Below are 17,970 nucleotides of genomic sequence, written 5' to 3' on the forward strand. Positions count from 1 at the left end.
TTAAACATAAAAGTTATAAAAAACAGGTTTAAATTTAATAACTTAAATTTACTTTTTAATGTTAATAGTATTTGTAAATATTAATATTATTTATAAAGATTTTAGGATGGCAATGTTTATTTAACTTTAGAAATATGAAATATTATTTAAGTTAAGTTGGTGTTACCATCCTAAAAATATGAATACACATGTGAAGCGTATTTTATCTATAAAAAATATTTGTAATTATAAATACATCTTATTAATTTAATGAGGTTATTTAAAATTGATAAGGTTATTTAAAAAACTTATTTTACATATATTGGACGAGTGTAAAAGTCCATAGGACCTTTTACTAAACCTTGATTATTTCTATAATATACTGAGTTGTATATATTTGTAGATTTTATATCATAACTTATAAGTGTTTTAAAAATAGCATCATCTAATGAAAATGATATATTTGAAAATTTATTTATTATGTCTATGTTAGATTTATTTTTTATCTCTTTTAGAACTTCTCTACCTTTGTCATTAAAAGCAAGTATTCTTATATAAGGAACAATATCTATATCTTTTACAAGGTGAATATCGCTTTTTTTTATGCCTAACAATATATTATTTAAAGTTCTCTTGATTTTAGTTAAAGTATATCTCTTAGATTTAATTGATAATTGTAATTCGTATAAAGAATTAGATGTAAAAATATCTTTGTAAATTTTATTTTCTATACCTTCATTTACTTCAAAATAATCCTTTAAATTGGATATGTCCCTAAGTATGATTGTCTTTAAAGTATCAAAAAATAATTCATCAAACATAGGAAAAAATTTATTATCTATTTTTTCGTTTAATATACTATAAGTTTTTTCTGGAATAACTTTTTTTAATTGAGAGATATTACAATTTTCCTTAAGTGAAGTTCTTATAGCAGTAGCAGAGCAAATACTATTATTAATTTCTTTAGAGTTGTACTCTGACTGAACTCTGGAAATAGTAAATGGCTTTATATTGCTGTTTAAATTGATAAGATTTTTTATATATTCTATACCAAGTATATTATTTGATGAATTTAATATTTTTAATAATTGTTCTTTTGTAGTTTTTTGAGATAAGTCGTTGTTTTCATATTGGTGTATATAATCAAAAAGTGAATTAGCTCTAGCCACTGGAAATAACATACCATCATCTAAATATTTTTTTAAAAGTAATTTAAATTCTTTTGGCTCATTTGCTAAAATCTCTGCAATACTATAAAGAATATCTGTGTTTCCCTCTTCACTACCAAAACATACAGAACTTATGCAGTTTAGAGAATTTAAAATTGTGATGGCACCATGAGAAAAAATTTCGGCACTTTGGCAAGCAAACATAGTTGGTAATTCTATAACTAAGTCTACACCATTTTCGACAGCAATTTTTGCTCTAGTATATTTATCAAATAAAGCGGGCTCACCTCTTTGAAGAAAGTTTCCACTCATGATTGCCACTGTATGTGTTGCATTTGTTTTTTCTATAGATTTAGATAAATGATAGATATGTCCATTATGAAATGGGTTATATTCAACTATTAATCCAAGTATATTCATAAAATGCTCCTTTTTCCTTTGTTTATTTTATCTATATTGTAATTTATTATAATATGTATAAAATTTAAATTTTTAATTACCTAGCTAAAAAACATAAAAAAATTTGTTAAAATGTAGAAATACTACATAATAAGAAATCAGTTAAGTGTTATTAAAATAACTTTATTAAGCCTTTATATTATATTATTATAGCAAATGGGAAAGAATAATCTACATTAAGTTAATTTGTTAATAAATTGTTATTAAAACACACAATTTGCCGTAGTAGAAATATGATATAATATAAAAAAAAGTATATACTTTTATATTAAAAGGTGATATATTATTTATGAAAATCGTTTAATGTATACAATAATATATCTATGACAAAATAATAAAATATAAGTTTTTAGACATTTATTATGAATCAAAATTGATTACATATCATTTATAAAAATCTAAGGAGGAAATAATAATGAAAATATTAGTATTAAACTGTGGGAGTTCTTCATTAAAATATCAATTAATAGATATGAGTAATGAAGAAGTTTTATGTATAGGATTAGTTGAAAGAATAGGAATCGAAGGTTCTATACTTAAACATGAAAAAGCAGGAAGAGATGATAAATACATTGTTGAACAACCAATGAAAGACCATAAAGATGCAATAGCATTAGTATTAGAAGCTGTTGCTCACCCAGAATTTGGTGCAGTTAAAGAAATGAAAGAAATAGATGCAGTAGGGCATAGAGTTGTTCATGCTGGAGAAAAATTTGCAACTTCAGTAGTAATAACTCCAGAAGTAGAAGAAGCTTTAAAAGAATGTATAGATTTAGCTCCACTTCATAATCCAGCAAACATAATGGGAATTGATGCTTGTAAGGCTATACTTCCAGGTGTACCAATGGTAGGAGTATTTGATACTGCTTTCCATCAAACAATGCCTAAATCTTCATACTTATATGGTTTACCTCATGAATTATATACTAAATATGGAGTAAGAAGATATGGGTTCCATGGAACTTCTCATAACTATGTATCTCAAAAAGCAGCAGAGATGTTAGGAAAAGATATAAAAGACTTAAAAATAGTAACTTGTCACTTAGGAAATGGTGCTTCTATAGCTGCTGTTGATGGTGGAAGATGTATAGATACATCTATGGGATTCACTCCATTAGAAGGATTAATAATGGGAACTAGATGTGGAGATATAGACCCTGCTATACTACCTTTCTTAATGAGAAAAGAAGGTTTAGATGCTGATGGATTAGATAAATTAATGAACAAGGAATCTGGAGTATATGGAATGACTGGAATTTCTAGTGATTTCAGAGATATAGAAGATGCAGCTAAAAATGGAGATGAAAGAGCTCAAGCAACATTAGAAGCTTATGTTAAAAAAGTACAAAAGTATATAGGTGCTTATGCTGCTGAAATGAATGGATTAGATGTTGTAGTATTTACTGCTGGTGTAGGTGAAAATGGAAAGGCTATAAGAGCAGACATAGCTTCTAATATGGAGTTCTTAGGAATGAAACTAGATAAGGAAGCTAATGATGTTAGAGGAAAAGAAACAGTAATATCTACTGATGACTCTAAAGTAAAAATGCTTTTAATACCAACTAACGAAGAATTAATGATAGCTAGAGATACATTAAGATTAGTAAAATAATTTAATTAAACTTATGCCTATCAAGTAAAAATACTTGACAAACAAATGCTAGATTTGTATAATAAATTTGGTGATATGTTGAGGTGAACTTAATGAAAGTTAGCATAGAAAAAATAAATAGAAAAGAAACTGACAAAATAGACTTGAATTTTTGTGAAAAAATTGATACTATTAGTTATTGTGATGAGATTTACAAATTAGTATCACCTGTAAATTTAAAAGGTAAAGTATCAAAGACTAATAAAGGTTTGTATCTAGATATAGATGTTAATTTTACAATTGTTGACAATTGTTCAAGATGTCTTAAAGAAGTAGAAATACCATTAGAGTATTCTATACAAGGTTTTTTAGTAAAAGAAGAAGATTATGATGAAGATGAATTTGAGGAGTTTGATCCTTTTATATTCGATGGTGAAGAAATCGACCTTATTGATATAATAGAACAGACATTAGATTTTAATGTGCCTCATAAAGTTCTTTGTAGTGAAAACTGTAAAGGTCTTTGTCAAGGATGCGGAGCAAACTTAAATAAAGAAGAATGTTCTTGCAGTGAAATTACAAACGATGAGGAATACATAGATCCTCGTTTTGCTAAATTAAAAGATTTATTTAATTAAATTTTGACTAAGGAGGTGGCGTAAATGGCAGTACCAAAGCGTAAAACGTCTAAATCAAACACAAAAATGAGAAGAGCAGCTAACTCAAAGATGGAAGCAACAGGATTTGTAAGTTGCCCACAATGTCATGAGCCAAAATTACCACATAGAGTGTGTCCAGACTGTGGATATTATAAAGGTAAAGAAGTTGTATCTAAGTAATAGCTTCTAAAAAACATGTAGAGTGTACTCTACATGTTTTTTTGTACATATAAAAAAGATGATTTACTAGAGAAATAAATGGATTTTATGCATATTAAAAATTAGAAAAATAATAATATAAGTATTGAAAATTTTTGTGTGTTACTATATACTACTATTAGTAGCTGGTACTAATTACAGCTATAAAATTTGGAGGGAACATGAAAAAGAAGAGTAAAGCCCAAAGACAACAAGAGCTTATAGATATGCTAAAGACTGATCCTTTTTATACTGATGAAGAATTATCAAGTTTGTTTAATGTTAGTATACAGACAATAAGATTAGATAGAATGAGTCTAAACATACCAGAGCTAAGAGAAAGAGTCAAATCAATAGCAGAAACTCAGAGTTCAAAAGTAAAGACTTTAGGAGTAAAGGAAATTACAGGCGAAATCATTGATTTATCTGTAGGGCAATTAGGTATATCTATGTTAGAAGTTACAGAGGACATGATTTACTCTAAAACTAATACTTTGAAAGATACGTATATATTTTCTCTAGCAGATTCATTAGCAATGGCTATAATAGATGCACCTAAAGTTATTATGAGAGTTGCAAATGTAAAATGTTTTAAGTTGATAGAACAACAAGACAGACTTATAGCAAAAGCAGAAGTGTATAGAAATATAGACAAAAAGCATTATGTAAAAGTTGTTATCAACAATAAAGCCCAAGAGCAAATATTTAGAGGGAAGTTTATCTTTGAAGAGTTAGATTAGGAGGAAAATCATGAAAATAGTAATAGATGGAATGGGTGGAGATAATGCACCAAAATCTAATGTAGAAGGCGCAGTAAATGCTATAAAAGAATATCAAGTAGATTTAATAATCACAGGAGATAAAGATTTATTAGAAAAGGAATTTTCAAATTATGAATTTGATAAAAATAAACTAGAAATAGTTCATACTACTGAGATTATAGGAAATGAAGATAAACCAGTTAAGGCTATAAGAAGCAAAAAAGATTCATCTATGGTAGTAGCATTAAACCTCGTAAAAGAAGGTAAGGCAGATGCTATAATATCAGCTGGAAACACAGGAGCTTTACTTGCTGGTGGATTATTTGTAGTCGGTAGAATAAAAGGAATTGATAGACCTTGCTTATGCTCAGCAATACCAAATGTAAAGCGAGGAATGACACTTATAGCAGACTGTGGTGCGAATGCAGATTGTAAATCTAAGAATCTAGTTGAATTTGCAGCTATGAGTAATATTTACTCAAGAAAAGTGTTGGGACTTGAAAATCCTAAAGTGGCACTAGCAAATGTTGGACTAGAAGAAGGTAAAGGCAATGATTTAGTTAAAAAATCATATGAGGAAATTAAAAAATTAGATTTAAATTTTATAGGGAATGTAGAAGCTAGAGAGGTTATAAATGCATATACAGATATAATTATTTGTGATGGATTTACAGGTAATATATTACTTAAATCTGCTGAAGGGGTAGCCCTTTCAGTTATGAGTCTTATAAAGGAAACTTTTATGGCTAGTACAAAAAGCAAAATAGGAGCATTACTTATAAAAGATGATTTAAAAAAATTAAAGAGTTTTATAGATTATTCTGAGTATGGTGGAGCTCCACTTCTAGGATTAAATGGAGGAGTTATAAAGGCTCATGGTAGCTCTGATGCTAAAGCTATAAAAAATGCTATAAATCAAGGTATAAAATTTACAAAAGGAAAAGTTGTTGAGGATATCAATCAATTTATAAGTAAATATAATGAAGAAAATAAAAATAACGAAGATGAATAAACTCGTTTTGGAGGTTTAATATATAATGAATACAAAGGCTGGAATATTAGGTGTGGGAAGTTATCTACCTGAGAAATCATATGATAATTTTCACTTCGAAAAAATAATGGATACATCAGATGAGTGGATAAGCACTAGAACTGGTATTAAGGAAAGAAGATTTGTAGAAGATAATGAAGCGACTTCTGACCTAGCATCTAAGGCTGCTTTAAAAGCTATAGAGTGTGCAAAGTTAAATGTAGAGGACATAGAGTTGATTATTTTGGCAACAATTACTCCTGATATGTCTTTGCCTTCAACTGCATGTATAGTACAAGAAGCAATAGGAGCAGTGAATGCTACTGCATTTGATATATCAGCAGCTTGTTCTGGATTTGTATATGGAGTAACTATTGCAAAGCAATTTGTGGAAACTGGTTGTTATAAAAATGTACTTGTAATAGGAGCAGAAACTTGCTCAAAGTTTCTAAACTACAATGATAGGTCAACAGCAGTATTATTTGGAGATGGTGCTGGAGCAGCTGTTATTGGACCTGTAAGTGAAGGCGGAATCCTATCTACACATATGGGTTCTGATGGTAGGGGAAAAGATTGTTTAAAGATACCTGCTGGAGGTTCAAGACTTAGAGCAAGTAAAGATACTGTAGAAGCTAATCTACATACAATAGAGATGGCAGGTAGCGATGTATTTAAGTTTGCAGTTAGAAAGATGGCAGAAACATCTTTAACAGCTCTTGAAAAAGCAAATTTAAATACAACTGATATAGACTATCTAATACCACATCAAGCTAATATAAGAATAATACAAGCTTCTTCTAAGAGATTAGGGCTTGATATGAATAAGGTTTATGTAAATATAAATAAGTATGGAAATATGTCTGCTGCATCTATACCTGTTGCGCTAGATGAAGCATATAAAGAAGGAAAAATCAAAAAAGGTGATAATGTAGTTTTAGTTGGCTTTGGTGGAGGTTTAACTTGGGGAGCTTCAGTTGTTAAGTGGACTTTATAGTACAAAACATCTAAAATTCTTTAATTAACAAAATTAGCTTTATCTAAAAATTAAAGTTAATTTACAATAAAAAGTTTACTTTTGATTTTAAGTGAAGGAGAATGATATGAATAAAATTTGCAAACTGTTAAATATAAAATACCCAGTTATCCAAGGGGGAATGGCATGGGTAGCTACTGCATCATTAGCAAGTGCTGTATCTAATGCAGGTGGACTTGGAATAATAGCAGCAGGAAATGCACCAAAAGAAGCTATAAAGGAAGAAATTGTTAAATGTAAAGAATTAACAGATAAACCTTTTGGTGTAAATGTAATGCTTATGTCACCATTTGTAGATGATATAATAGATTTAATTATAGAAGAGAAGGTTCAAGTTATTACTACTGGTGCTGGAAATCCTGCAAAGTATATGGACAGATTAAAAGAAGCTGGAACAAAAGTTATACCTGTAGTACCAACAATAGCTTTAGCGCAAAGAATGGAAAAGTTAGGAGCTACAGCAGTAATTGCTGAAGGGACAGAAGGTGGAGGACACATAGGAGAACTTACTACTATGGTTTTAGTTCCACAAGTTGCTGATGCTGTTAATATACCTGTAATAGCAGCAGGAGGTATTGTAGATGGTAGAGGTATTGTTGCTTCATTTGCACTGGGTGCGAATGCAGTTCAAGTAGGAACTAGATTTATTTGTAGTGAAGAGTGTTCTGTACATTTAAACTACAAAGAATTAGTGTTAAAAGCAAAAGATAGAGATGCAATTGTTACAGGAAGAAGCACAGGTCATCCAGTAAGAACATTAAAAAATAAATTATCAAAAGAATTCTTAAAGATGGAACAAAATGGAGCTACTCCTGAAGAATTAGACCAAAAAGGTACAGGTGCTTTAAGATTTGCAACAGTAGATGGAGATATAGAAAAAGGTTCATTTATGGCAGGTCAAAGTGCTGCTATGGTAAAAAAAATAACACCTTGTAAAGAAATTATAGAAACTATGGTAAATCAAGCAAAAGAGATTATGCCAGGCATAGAACTGTAAATCAGGAGGAGCATGATGGGAAAAGTTGCACTAGTATTTCCTGGTCAAGGAGCCCAGTATGTAGGGATGGCTAAGGATTTATATGAAAATAACGAGGTTGCCAAAAATGTGATAGACGAGGCTTGTAGTGCCTTAAATATAGATTTAAAAAAGCTTATGTTTGAGGGTAGTGAAGAAGAACTTTCTAAAACTGAAAATACTCAACCAGCTATGGTTACACATAGTGTAGCTGTACTAAAAGCGATACAATCAAAAATAGATTTAAAATATGATGCATGTTTAGGTTTATCTTTAGGAGAATATAGTGCATTAGTTGCAGCAGATGCAATTGATTTTAAAGATGCTGTATGCCTAGTTAAAAAAAGAGGTAAATTTATGCAGGAAACAGTCCCAACAGGGGTTGGAGCCATGGCAGCGATTTTAGGTTTAGATAGAGAAATATTAGGAAGTGTTGTAAAAGACATACAAGGAGGGATTGTAGAAGTAGCAAATTACAATTCTCCTGGTCAGATAGTTATATCTGGTGAAAATGAAAAGATAGAAGAAGCAATGGTAAAATGTAAAGAGGCAGGAGCAAAAAGAGCTGTTAAATTAAATGTAAGTGGGCCTTTCCACTCATCAATGTTAAGAGAAGCTGGAGTAAAACTAGCTAGTGAATTAGACAAAGTTAATATAACTAAGCCTAAAGTTGATGTAGTAGCAAATGTAAATGCAGATTACTATGAAAATGAAGGTAAAGACTTGCTTATAAAACAAGTAAGTTCTTCTGTACTTTGGGAAGATTCTATAGAAAGATTATTAAATGATGGGTATGATACTTTTATAGAAATGGGACCAGGAAAAACTTTAAAAGCATTTATTAAGAAGATAGCCTCTAATAAAAAAGCAAGTGTGAATATTTACAATATAGATGGTATAGATTCTTTAAATGAATTTGTACAAGATTATGGAAATGGAGAGATATAATGATAAATCTTACAGGACAAGTAGCAATTGTTACTGGTGGCTCTAGAGGTATAGGGAGAGAAATAGCAAAGAAACTAGCATCTCTTGGAGCTGATATAGTAATCAATTATACTTCTAAAGAGGATGAAGCCCTAAAAACTAAAAGTGAAATAGAAGGTATGGGTGTAAAATGTACTTCTATAAAATGTGATGTATCTAAATCTGATGAAGTAAATCAAATGATGGACTCTATTATAAAAGAGTTTGGAAAAATTGATATATTAGTTAATAATGCAGGTATAACTAAAGATGCATTACTTATGAGAATGAAAGAAGAAGATTTTGATAGAGTTATAGATATAAATTTAAAAGGTGTATTTAATTGTACAAAAGCAGTTATTAAACCTATGATGAAAAAGAAATATGGTAGAATAATAAATATGACTTCAGTAGTTGGAATCATGGGAAATGCAGGTCAAACTAATTACTGTGCATCAAAAGCTGGCGTGATTGGATTTACAAAATCTTCTGCAAGAGAATTAGCATCAAGAAATATAAATATAAATGCAGTGGCACCAGGATTTATAGAAACAGATATGACTAAAGTACTAAGTGATGAGGTAAAAGAATCAACACTATCAAATATACCAAAAAAATCTTATGGTAAACCAGAAGATGTAGCCAATGCTGTAGCATTTTTAGTTAGTGATATGTCAAGTTATATAACAGGACAAGTGTTAAATGTAGATGGTGGAATGGTAATGCAATAATAAAAAATAATACTTTAAAAAGTAGAGAAATCTATTTAAAATAAAAATTAAAATAAAAAATCTTAGGAGGAACACAATGTTTAATAAAGTTGTAGAAATAATAATAGAACAATTAGGAGTAGAAGATAAAGAAATAACTATGGAAACATCATTAATGAAAGATTTAGAAGCAGATTCATTAGATGCAGTAGAAATAATAATGGCACTTGAAGATGAATTTGGTATAGAAATACCAGATACAGAAGCAGAAAACTTCAAATCTATAGGGGACATAGTTAACTATATAGAAGCTAACAAATAGTCGAGCTTTAAAAAAGTGGAGGTATCAGATGAATAAAAGAGTAGTAATAACGGGACTTGGATGTGTTACACCATTGGGAACAGGAAAAGAAGAGTTCTGGAACAATATAAAATCTGGAGTATCTGGTATAGATAAAATAACTAATTTTGATGCTAGCACATATCAAACTCAAATAGCAGGAGAAGTTAAGAATTTTCATCCAGAGGAATATATAAGCAAAAAAGAATTAAAGAGATTAGATAAATTTGCTCAATTTGCAATAGTTTCTGCAAAATTAGCAGTTGAAGATGCAAATCTTGATTTAGATAAAGTTGATAGAGAACGTGTTGGAGTTATAATAGGCTCTGGTATAGGTGGGGTTGAAGCAATAGAAACTCAACATAAAATTCTTTTAGAAAAAGGAAACAAAAGAGTAAGTTCACTATTTGTACCTATGATGATAGGAAACATGGCAGCAGGTCAAGTTTCAATATTTTTAGGAGCAAAAGGACCTAATACTAATGTATGTACAGCTTGTGCATCAGGAACTCATTCAATAGGTGATGCCTTTAAGGTTATACAAAGAGGAGATGCAGATATTATGGTAGCAGGAGGCTCTGAAGCTGCTGTAACAGGACTTGCATTTGCTGGATTCTGTAATATGAAGGCTATGTCAACTAGAAATGATGACCCTAAAACTGCATCACGCCCATTTGACAAGGACAGAGATGGATTTGTAATGGGAGAAGGAGCAGGTATTGTTATATTAGAAGACTTAGAACATGCTTTAGCAAGGGGTGCAAAAATATATGCAGAAGTAGTAGGATATGGTTTAACTGCTGATGCATATCATATGACAACTCCAGCTGAAAATGGAGAAGGAGCAGCTAGGTCTATGAATATGGCTTTAAAAGATGGAAATGTTCCACTAGAAGAAGTAGATTATATAAATGCTCATGGAACTTCAACTTATTATAATGACCTATATGAAACTATGGCTATAAAAACTGTATTTGGAGAAAATGCATATAATTTATGTGTATCATCGACAAAATCTATGACTGGTCATTTATTAGGAGCATCAGGTGCAATAGAAGCAGTTGTTTGTGCAATGAGTATAGAAGATAATTTTGTACCTCCAACTATAAATATACAAGAAGTTGGCGAAGATTTAGATTTAGATTATGTTCCAAATAAAGGTAAAGAAAAAGATATTAGATATGCACTATCAAATTCTTTAGGTTTTGGTGGGCATAATGCTACAATTGTACTAAAAAAATATGTATAAATAAATGACAAATATTAAAAATAACATTAAAAAACAAGCACTTGTTTTTGACCTTATAAATTTATATTAACTAAATTAAAAGTCCCCTAAATTAGAATAAATGTCTAATTTAGGGGACTTTTTTATTAAATTTTAATTCTAGCACATGTTGTAAATCATTTTGATATATTGTATCATAAATTATTGAGAGGTTATATATATGCAATTTTTCATTCTACAATATACAGAAGGAGGGCTAAAATTTTGAATTTTAGACTACCAAAGAAAAGTTTACCCAAAAAGATAATTTTTATAGCTATAATACTTATTAGTATTATTTTGTTTATAGGGTATGATCAAAATGGACTTAAAGAAAGAGAAATTATAAATAAGGGAAAATATATGTCTGAAAGTCTTGTGTCGGATAAGAAGTATGATGAAGCAAAAAAAATGGTCAAAACTTCTTTTGAATCTATCCCAGAAAAAAAATACAATAAAGTATATAATGAAGTTTGGGATATGTTAAAGACTATTTCATATGTCCCAGATGGAACGAAGATAATTATTGATTCGTTAGAAAAGATGAGAACATCAGATGTAAAATTATCTGATGAATGTAGATTTGGTATAGAGAAAAGACTAGCATCAGTGTACATAATGGATAATAATTATTCTAGCGCAGTAGATTTAACTGTAAAGTCTATAAAATTAGCTGAGAAATTAGGGGATAATTATGAAAAAGCAAGACTAGATGTTGATTTGGCGAGCATACTTTTAAAGGTAGGTGGATATGAAACAGGAGAAAAATTAATAAAGGATTCTTTTAAGATAGATGTTGATGAAGATGAAAAAAATGGAATGGTTAGATTATATGCTCTTATAAATTTAGCAGAAATATATGTAGAGTTGGGAGAATATGATAAAGCCATTGAAACATGTAGCAATGTAAAAGACTATAAAAAGTTTGTAAACATAGATGATTACAATGATTTTGAAATAATGGCTTCTATAATGCAGGCAAATGCACATGTAGGAAAAAATGAGATATCAAAGGCAAAGACTCTTTTAGAAAGAGCTGATTATCTTATAAAATATGATAAATCAATTCATATATTAGATAAAGGTATGTATTACTATATGGCAATGGGAAATTTGGAATATAAAAGTAAAAACTATGATTCTGCAATAGATAACTATAAAAAAAGCCTAGAGATATCTACTAAAAGAAAGTTAACTCAAGAGAAAATAAAAACCTTAAATGAAATATTGAATATATATGAGAAACAAGGGAATGTAAACTCTGTAAATAAGTACCAGAAGATATTAATAAATGAATATAAAGAGAGCAAAAGTATAAGAGATTCGGAAATTAGTTTTTATATAATTGATAAGGTATCACGTGAAAGTGAGTTTTTTGAAAAAAGTAAAAAAGAAATTAAGTCTTATAAAATATTATTTAGTGTAATTTTAATTATTACATTAGGTTCTACTTTTTTATATAATAGATTGAAGTACTTTAAAGCACAAAATTTACATGATGGACTTACAAATGTTTATAATAGGAAAAGTTTTGATATTATGTATAATAAGTACAGAGAAAAAGATGATAACTTTGCACTTGTAATGATAGATATAGATAATTTTAAACTTATAAATGATAATTATGGACATAAATTTGGAGACGTTGTCATAAAGGGTATAGTAAATACTATTTGTGTTATGCTTGAGCAAGAAGATAAAGTATTTAGATATGGTGGAGAAGAGTTTTCTGTATTGATAAGAGATAAATCTGGTGAAGAAGTGTTTGATATAATTGACAATATAAGAAATGCAATTGAAAATAAAAAATGGGGTGAAGATGTGACTGTAACTATAAGTGCAGGTATAGCCCATGTCTCTGATAGTAAAAATATATTAGAAGAAGCTGATAAAAATCTATATAAAGCAAAACAGCTTGGAAGAAATAAAGTAGTGTACAAATAATTGTATATTATATAGATATGAGGTATAAATATGAAGCAGTCAATAGCTATAGTAACAGATAAGATAACTAAACTATCATCTTTCTTGGAAGAAAATATACGATTAGTTTTAGAAAATTATCTTGATATAAATCATTATTATTTAGAAAATTTAAAAGATGATGATAAAATACAAGGTGATTTTGTTTTAGTAATGAATGATGACAGATTAAATAGCATGAGAAAGCATTTAGTACAAGATAGTAAAATTATAGTTGTGAGAAGAACTCTTAAAGAAAAAGAAATATATGGATTGTTTTCAATACCATATGGAACAGAAGTATTAGTTGTAAATGACACAAAAGAAACTACTTTAGAAACAATAAGTCTGTTTTATAAGATAGGAGTAAAAAATTTAAAGCTTACTCCATATATTGAAGGACAAACCTATGAAAATATAGATATAGCCATAACACCTGGAGTAACCCAAAAAGTACCAAATTATATAAATAAGGTAATTGATTTAGGAAATAGATACATTGATATATCTACTTTTATAGAGATAATAAATGGGCTTAAAATTGATGTGAAGGAAATAAGAAAAAATCTGATGGTATATTCTGAACGTCTAATAAGCTTAGATAATGGTGTCAAAGACAATTATAGACAATTATTTCTAAAAATAGAAGAACAAGATGTTATATTAAATTTGTCAAAGGATGGAATAATATTTACTTCAATAGATGGTGTTGTAAATACATTTAATAAAGAAGTATTAAAAATTTTAGGTATAGACAGAAATATACGAGGAAAAAACATAAAAGATATTATCTCTAAAGATTTGGATATTTTACTTGAAGATAAAGAAATTGCTGATGAAGTTGTATTTACAAATAAGAAATATATAAATGTAAATAAAAAAAATATATTTTCTATGGGTAATAAAGCTGGTATATACTACAATTTACAAGAAATAACCTATATAAAAAAATTAGAACAAAATCTTACCAATAAATTAAGAGAGCAAGGTCAAATAGCAAAGTACACATTCAAAGATATAAAAACTAAGAATAAGAGGATGACAAAGTGTATAGAGTTAGCTAAAAAAATATCTAAATCAGACCTTTCTGTTTTAATAATAGGAGAGAGTGGAACTGGTAAAGAATTATTATCCCAATCAATTCACAATAACTCTAATAGAAGTAATCAGCCTTTTATAGCAGTTAATTGCGCTGCAGTTCCAGATAGCTTATTAGAAAGTCAGTTATTTGGCTATGAAAAAGGCTCTTTTACAGGAGCATTAAGAGAAGGGAAAAAAGGTCTATTTGAACTTGCAAACAATGGAACTATATTTTTAGATGAGATTGGAGATATGCCTCCATTATTACAGACAAAATTACTTAGAGTACTTCAAGAAAAACAAGTTATGCCTATAGGCTCCCACAATGTTATAAATATAGATGTTAGAATTATAGCTGCGACAAATAAAAATTTACCTAAAATGATTAGAGAAGGTAAATTTAGAGAAGATTTGTATTATAGATTGAATGTACTACCAATAGACATACCATCATTGAGGGAGAGAAAAGAAGATATAATAACTCTCATGAATTTCTTTTTGGAAAAGGACATAAAAATTTCTCCTGAAGTTGAGGTTATTTTAGAAAAATACAATTGGCCAGGAAATATAAGAGAGTTGCAAAATGTTGCTTCTTATGTAAGTTTAATGTGTGAAAGTATGGTTTTTAAAGATGACCTTCCACCTTATATAAAGACAGAATATATTAGTAGCTTTGATGATGGGGTTAGTTATACAAAAAAAGAATTTGAGTATATACTTAGAATACTATATGAAAGAAAAGATTTAACTTCTGGAGTTGGAAGAGGTTTTATAATAGAAAAACTTACAGAGGAGGGTATTGAAATATCTGAAAGTAAAGTAAGAAAAGTATTGTCTTATTTGAGTGAGTGTGGATACATATCATCTAAATCTGGAAGATGTGGAAGTCAAATAACACAAGAAGGTATAAAGTTTTACAATAATATGAATTAGGTATATTAAAGTAAAAGATTCTAAATAGAAATATCTTAGAACTTGGAAAGATATATATAAAAGTTAAACCATCTTATGCTCAAATTAACATTTAATACTATATATTAAAAGCATATAAAAATAAATTAAATATAAATAGGTTTAGACAATAGGTTTAGATAGGTAATAGGTTATAAGTAAATAACCCATTACCTATTTTTATTTGCAAAAAAATTTGTATTTATATCTAAAAATAAAAAAATATTTGATGGAAGCATTGTGAATACTTGATAAATAATAAATAAACGTAAAGTATAAATTTTGGCATATATATTGCTAACTATATAGATAAGACAACAAAATAATTGGGAGGTTTAATTATGAAATACAAAACAACAGGGACTTGTGCTACAGAAATTGAATTTGAGGTAAAAGATGACAAAGTTACAAATGTAAATTTTGTTGGTGGATGTGATGGAAATTTAAAAGGATTAAAAGTATTGGTTGAAGGTATGAATATAGAAAATGTAATTCAAAAACTAAAAGGAATAGAGTGTAAAACAAAACCAACATCTTGTCCAGACCAACTTTCTCTAGCATTAGAGAATTATATAAATAAAAAATAAGTACATAAAACAATCAACTAGTTAGGAGTTTAATTATGAAACCAATAATAGGTATTTTAGGAAATCTGATAATAATGGAAAATGGAATGTTTCCTGGGCTTGAAAGATCCTATGTAAATAATGATTATATAAACGCAGTATTGAAGGGAGGAGGTAGCCCAGTTATTATTCCAGTAAATACAGATAGAGAAGTTATAAAGAGACAGATTGAGATGGTTGATGGAGTTTTAATATCTGGAGGATGGGATGTTAATCCTCAATTATATGGTGAAGAAACAAGAGAAGAAACAACGTTTATATATCCCGAAGTAGATGAATTTGATTTAATTGCTATAAGTATAGCTTTAGAACTTAAAAAGCCAATACTAGGTATATGCAGAGGGCTACAAATATTAAATGTAAGCCTAGGTGGAACTTTATATCAAGATAATAGTCTTGTTAAAGGAAGTTACATAAAACATACACAATCTTCTAAAAGACATGTAGCTACTCATAAGGTAGATGTTCAAGACGGGAGTATTTTAGAAGGTATTTTAGGAAAACAATTACTTACAAATAGTTATCATCATCAAAGTATTAAACAACTTGGTGAAGGATTAAAAGCCATAGCATACTCAAAAGATGGTATAATAGAAGCTATTGAAAAAGAGGATGAAAATTTTGTAGTAGGAATACAGTGGCATCCAGAAATGATGGTAGATTATTGTAATAAAATGGAAAAGTTATTTAAATATTTCGTAAATATTTGTTCAACTTTATAATATACCTTGGGGGGATTAAACATGAACGAAAAAAATAAAATGGGATTAATAAGTATTATACTTTTAGGTATTAATGCGGTTGTAGGAGCAGGAGTTTTCCTATTACCAGGAAACGCAATGAAGGCATTTGGTGTTGCGAGTATATTTGTATATATGTTTGATATGCTATTAGTTTTATCTATGGCGTTTTGTTTTGCTGAAGTGGCAGGTAAATTTAATAAAAATGGTGCTGCATATGTGTACACCAAAGAAGCATTTGGAGATTTTTTTGGATTTGAAGTAGGTCTTATGAAATGGGTAATAGGATGTATTTCTTGGGGAGCGTTAATAGTAGGTTTTCCTACATCTTTATCAGCAGTATGGGCTCCTGCAGGTGACCCACATATACAAAAAATTATAATAGTAGCTATGATAGTTGGACTTACAATTATAAATTTATTAGGAGTATCTTTATCAAAAATTGTACAAAATGTTATAACAGTAGGTAAGCTAATTCCATTAGTATTATTTATAGTAATAGGTGTATTTTTTATAAAAGGAGCTAATTTTACTAATTCAACGATGGTACCACCAGGAGCAGGAGTTACAGAATTTGGAGCAGCAGCACTTTTAATGTTTTATTCATTTACAGGGTTTGAATCTATAGCAGTAGCAGCAGAAGATATGGAGAATCCTCAAAAAAATATACCTATAGCAATTATAAGTGTAATAGTAATTGCATCAATAATATATATATTAAATCAAGTTGTGTGTGTTGGTATTTTAGGAGATAAATTATCCAGTACAGCTACTCCTGTTGCAGATGCGGCGAGAATATGTTTTGGAAATATGGGTGCAGGATTAGTTACTTTTGGGACATTAGTTTCTGTTGGTGGAATTTGTATGTGTGGTGCTTTTGTAAATCCAAGAAGCTGTGTAGCTTTAGCTGATGACAAAATGTTACCAAGAATGTTTGCAAGGAAAGATAAAAATGGTACACCATATGTAGCAATAATAGCAACTATGATAATTACTATACCAATAGCTTTGTCTGGAAGTTTTGCTGAATTAGCAGCAATAAGTGCAGTTGCTAGATTTATACAATATATACCTACTTCTCTATCAGTGTTAGTATTTAGAAAGAAAAGACCAGAATTAGTAGGGACTTTTAGAACTCCATTTGGAGCAGTAATTCCTTTAATTGCAGTGTGTGTTGGTACATGGTTATTATTCCAGGCGTCTATGCACCAATTAGTTATGGGATTAGGAGCATTAGCAGTTGGAGTACCACTATACTTTATAATGAAGTCTTATAACAGAAAAGTTTATGGAGAAGATTTAAAGAAAGTTGTTTAAATTATATTGTAAATACTATTTAACTAGCAGAGGAATATTATCAAAAAATTGAATATAAATAAATATATATAAGGTTATATTAAAATATTATTAAATTTTTATTTTAGTATAACCTTA

General features: G+C 29.0%; 17 protein-coding genes. 16 read left to right on the top strand and 1 reads right to left on the bottom strand.

The genetic code is table 11. The features are described 5' to 3' along the window. Positions 1–287: 287 nt before the first annotated feature. Positions 288–1,568 (bottom strand): nucleotidyltransferase, encoded by a 1,281-nt coding sequence (locus IR151_RS08535; protein ID WP_227434097.1) that lies wholly within the window; start codon positions 1,566–1,568, stop codon positions 288–290. A 454-nt stretch (positions 1,569–2,022) separates the two neighbouring features. Here IR151_RS08535 and IR151_RS08540 point away from each other — a divergent pair, with 454 nt between their 5' ends. The 16 genes from IR151_RS08540 (at position 2,023) to IR151_RS08615 (ending at position 17,853) form a co-directional block, all read left to right on the top strand. Beyond that, a complete protein-coding gene (locus tag IR151_RS08540) occupies positions 2,023–3,219 on the top strand; it encodes an acetate/propionate family kinase (protein WP_227434098.1) in 1,197 nt (398 codons plus the stop codon). 92 nt (positions 3,220–3,311) lie between these two features. Further along, on the top strand, positions 3,312–3,836 hold the full coding sequence (locus tag IR151_RS08545; RefSeq protein WP_227434099.1) for a YceD family protein: 525 nt from the start codon (positions 3,312–3,314) through the stop codon (positions 3,834–3,836). Positions 3,837–3,860: 24 nt separating this feature from the next. After that, the gene (gene rpmF / locus IR151_RS08550; protein WP_003419113.1) at positions 3,861–4,037 is read left to right on the top strand and encodes a 50S ribosomal protein L32; all 177 of its coding nucleotides are present in this window, start codon (positions 3,861–3,863) and stop codon (positions 4,035–4,037) included. 200 nt (positions 4,038–4,237) lie between these two features. Further along, complete coding sequence (gene fapR / locus IR151_RS08555) at positions 4,238–4,795, top strand: transcription factor FapR (RefSeq protein ID WP_227434100.1); 558 nt, start codon at positions 4,238–4,240, stop codon at positions 4,793–4,795. Between the two features lie 10 nt (positions 4,796–4,805). Beyond that, positions 4,806–5,828, top strand: coding sequence for a phosphate acyltransferase PlsX (gene plsX / locus IR151_RS08560; protein WP_227434101.1), 1,023 nt, complete (start codon positions 4,806–4,808; stop codon positions 5,826–5,828). 25 nt (positions 5,829–5,853) lie between these two features. Beyond that, on the top strand, positions 5,854–6,840 hold the full coding sequence (locus tag IR151_RS08565) for a beta-ketoacyl-ACP synthase III (RefSeq protein WP_227434102.1): 987 nt from the start codon (positions 5,854–5,856) through the stop codon (positions 6,838–6,840). A 106-nt stretch (positions 6,841–6,946) separates the two neighbouring features. Next, complete coding sequence (gene fabK, locus IR151_RS08570; protein ID WP_227434103.1) at positions 6,947–7,876, top strand: enoyl-[acyl-carrier-protein] reductase FabK; 930 nt, start codon at positions 6,947–6,949, stop codon at positions 7,874–7,876. A 15-nt stretch (positions 7,877–7,891) separates the two neighbouring features. Then, positions 7,892–8,842 carry an ACP S-malonyltransferase gene (fabD, locus tag IR151_RS08575; RefSeq protein ID WP_227434104.1) on the top strand — a complete coding sequence of 317 codons (951 nt, stop codon included), beginning with the start codon at positions 7,892–7,894 and terminating at the stop codon, positions 8,840–8,842. Next, complete coding sequence (gene fabG, locus IR151_RS08580) at positions 8,842–9,591, top strand: 3-oxoacyl-[acyl-carrier-protein] reductase (protein WP_227434105.1); 750 nt, start codon at positions 8,842–8,844, stop codon at positions 9,589–9,591. Before fabD ends, fabG begins: the two co-directional genes overlap by 1 nt. Positions 9,592–9,667: 76 nt before the next feature. After that, positions 9,668–9,892, top strand: a complete 225-nt coding sequence (gene acpP, locus IR151_RS08585) for an acyl carrier protein (RefSeq protein WP_227434106.1) — start codon at positions 9,668–9,670, stop codon at positions 9,890–9,892. Positions 9,893–9,920: 28 nt separating this feature from the next. Beyond that, a complete protein-coding gene (gene fabF / locus IR151_RS08590; RefSeq protein WP_227434107.1) occupies positions 9,921–11,159 on the top strand; it encodes a beta-ketoacyl-ACP synthase II in 1,239 nt (412 codons plus the stop codon). A gap of 243 nt (positions 11,160–11,402) precedes the next feature. After that, a complete protein-coding gene (locus IR151_RS08595; protein ID WP_227434108.1) occupies positions 11,403–13,121 on the top strand; it encodes a tetratricopeptide repeat-containing diguanylate cyclase in 1,719 nt (572 codons plus the stop codon). A 30-nt stretch (positions 13,122–13,151) separates the two neighbouring features. Beyond that, complete coding sequence (locus tag IR151_RS08600) at positions 13,152–15,152, top strand: sigma 54-interacting transcriptional regulator (protein ID WP_227434109.1); 2,001 nt, start codon at positions 13,152–13,154, stop codon at positions 15,150–15,152. Between the two features lie 359 nt (positions 15,153–15,511). Continuing rightward, complete coding sequence (locus IR151_RS08605; protein WP_227434110.1) at positions 15,512–15,757, top strand: TIGR03905 family TSCPD domain-containing protein; 246 nt, start codon at positions 15,512–15,514, stop codon at positions 15,755–15,757. A gap of 35 nt (positions 15,758–15,792) precedes the next feature. After that, entirely contained in the window at positions 15,793–16,518 is a 726-nt protein-coding gene (locus tag IR151_RS08610; RefSeq protein WP_227434111.1) for a gamma-glutamyl-gamma-aminobutyrate hydrolase family protein, read from the top strand. Positions 16,519–16,539: 21 nt separating this feature from the next. Beyond that, positions 16,540–17,853, top strand: coding sequence for an APC family permease (locus IR151_RS08615; RefSeq protein ID WP_227434112.1), 1,314 nt, complete (start codon positions 16,540–16,542; stop codon positions 17,851–17,853). The last annotated feature ends 117 nt before the right edge of the window (positions 17,854–17,970 follow it).

It is taken from the genome of Clostridioides sp. ES-S-0006-03 (genome assembly GCF_020662275.1).
Classification (GTDB): Bacteria; Bacillota; Clostridia; order Peptostreptococcales; family Peptostreptococcaceae; genus Clostridioides.

What these genes read in the sequence shown, in the direction of transcription:
- IR151_RS08545 (WP_227434099.1), top strand. Translation starts at nt 3,312, where the DNA reads ATGAAAGTTAGCATAGAAAAAATAAATAGAAAAGAAACTGACAAAATA.
- acpP (WP_227434106.1), top strand. Translation starts at nt 9,668, where the DNA reads ATGTTTAATAAAGTTGTAGAAATAATAATAGAACAATTAGGAGTAGAA.
- IR151_RS08540 (WP_227434098.1), top strand. Translation starts at nt 2,023, where the DNA reads ATGAAAATATTAGTATTAAACTGTGGGAGTTCTTCATTAAAATATCAA.
- IR151_RS08565 (WP_227434102.1), top strand. Translation starts at nt 5,854, where the DNA reads ATGAATACAAAGGCTGGAATATTAGGTGTGGGAAGTTATCTACCTGAG.
- IR151_RS08535 (WP_227434097.1), bottom strand. Translation starts at nt 1,568, where the DNA reads ATGAATATACTTGGATTAATAGTTGAATATAACCCATTTCATAATGGA.
- IR151_RS08605 (WP_227434110.1), top strand. Translation starts at nt 15,512, where the DNA reads ATGAAATACAAAACAACAGGGACTTGTGCTACAGAAATTGAATTTGAG.
- fabK (WP_227434103.1), top strand. Translation starts at nt 6,947, where the DNA reads ATGAATAAAATTTGCAAACTGTTAAATATAAAATACCCAGTTATCCAA.
- IR151_RS08615 (WP_227434112.1), top strand. Translation starts at nt 16,540, where the DNA reads ATGAACGAAAAAAATAAAATGGGATTAATAAGTATTATACTTTTAGGT.
- fabG (WP_227434105.1), top strand. Translation starts at nt 8,842, where the DNA reads ATGATAAATCTTACAGGACAAGTAGCAATTGTTACTGGTGGCTCTAGA.
- fapR (WP_227434100.1), top strand. Translation starts at nt 4,238, where the DNA reads ATGAAAAAGAAGAGTAAAGCCCAAAGACAACAAGAGCTTATAGATATG.
- fabF (WP_227434107.1), top strand. Translation starts at nt 9,921, where the DNA reads ATGAATAAAAGAGTAGTAATAACGGGACTTGGATGTGTTACACCATTG.
- plsX (WP_227434101.1), top strand. Translation starts at nt 4,806, where the DNA reads ATGAAAATAGTAATAGATGGAATGGGTGGAGATAATGCACCAAAATCT.
- rpmF (WP_003419113.1), top strand. Translation starts at nt 3,861, where the DNA reads ATGGCAGTACCAAAGCGTAAAACGTCTAAATCAAACACAAAAATGAGA.
- IR151_RS08610 (WP_227434111.1), top strand. Translation starts at nt 15,793, where the DNA reads ATGAAACCAATAATAGGTATTTTAGGAAATCTGATAATAATGGAAAAT.
- fabD (WP_227434104.1), top strand. Translation starts at nt 7,892, where the DNA reads ATGGGAAAAGTTGCACTAGTATTTCCTGGTCAAGGAGCCCAGTATGTA.
- IR151_RS08600 (WP_227434109.1), top strand. Translation starts at nt 13,152, where the DNA reads ATGAAGCAGTCAATAGCTATAGTAACAGATAAGATAACTAAACTATCA.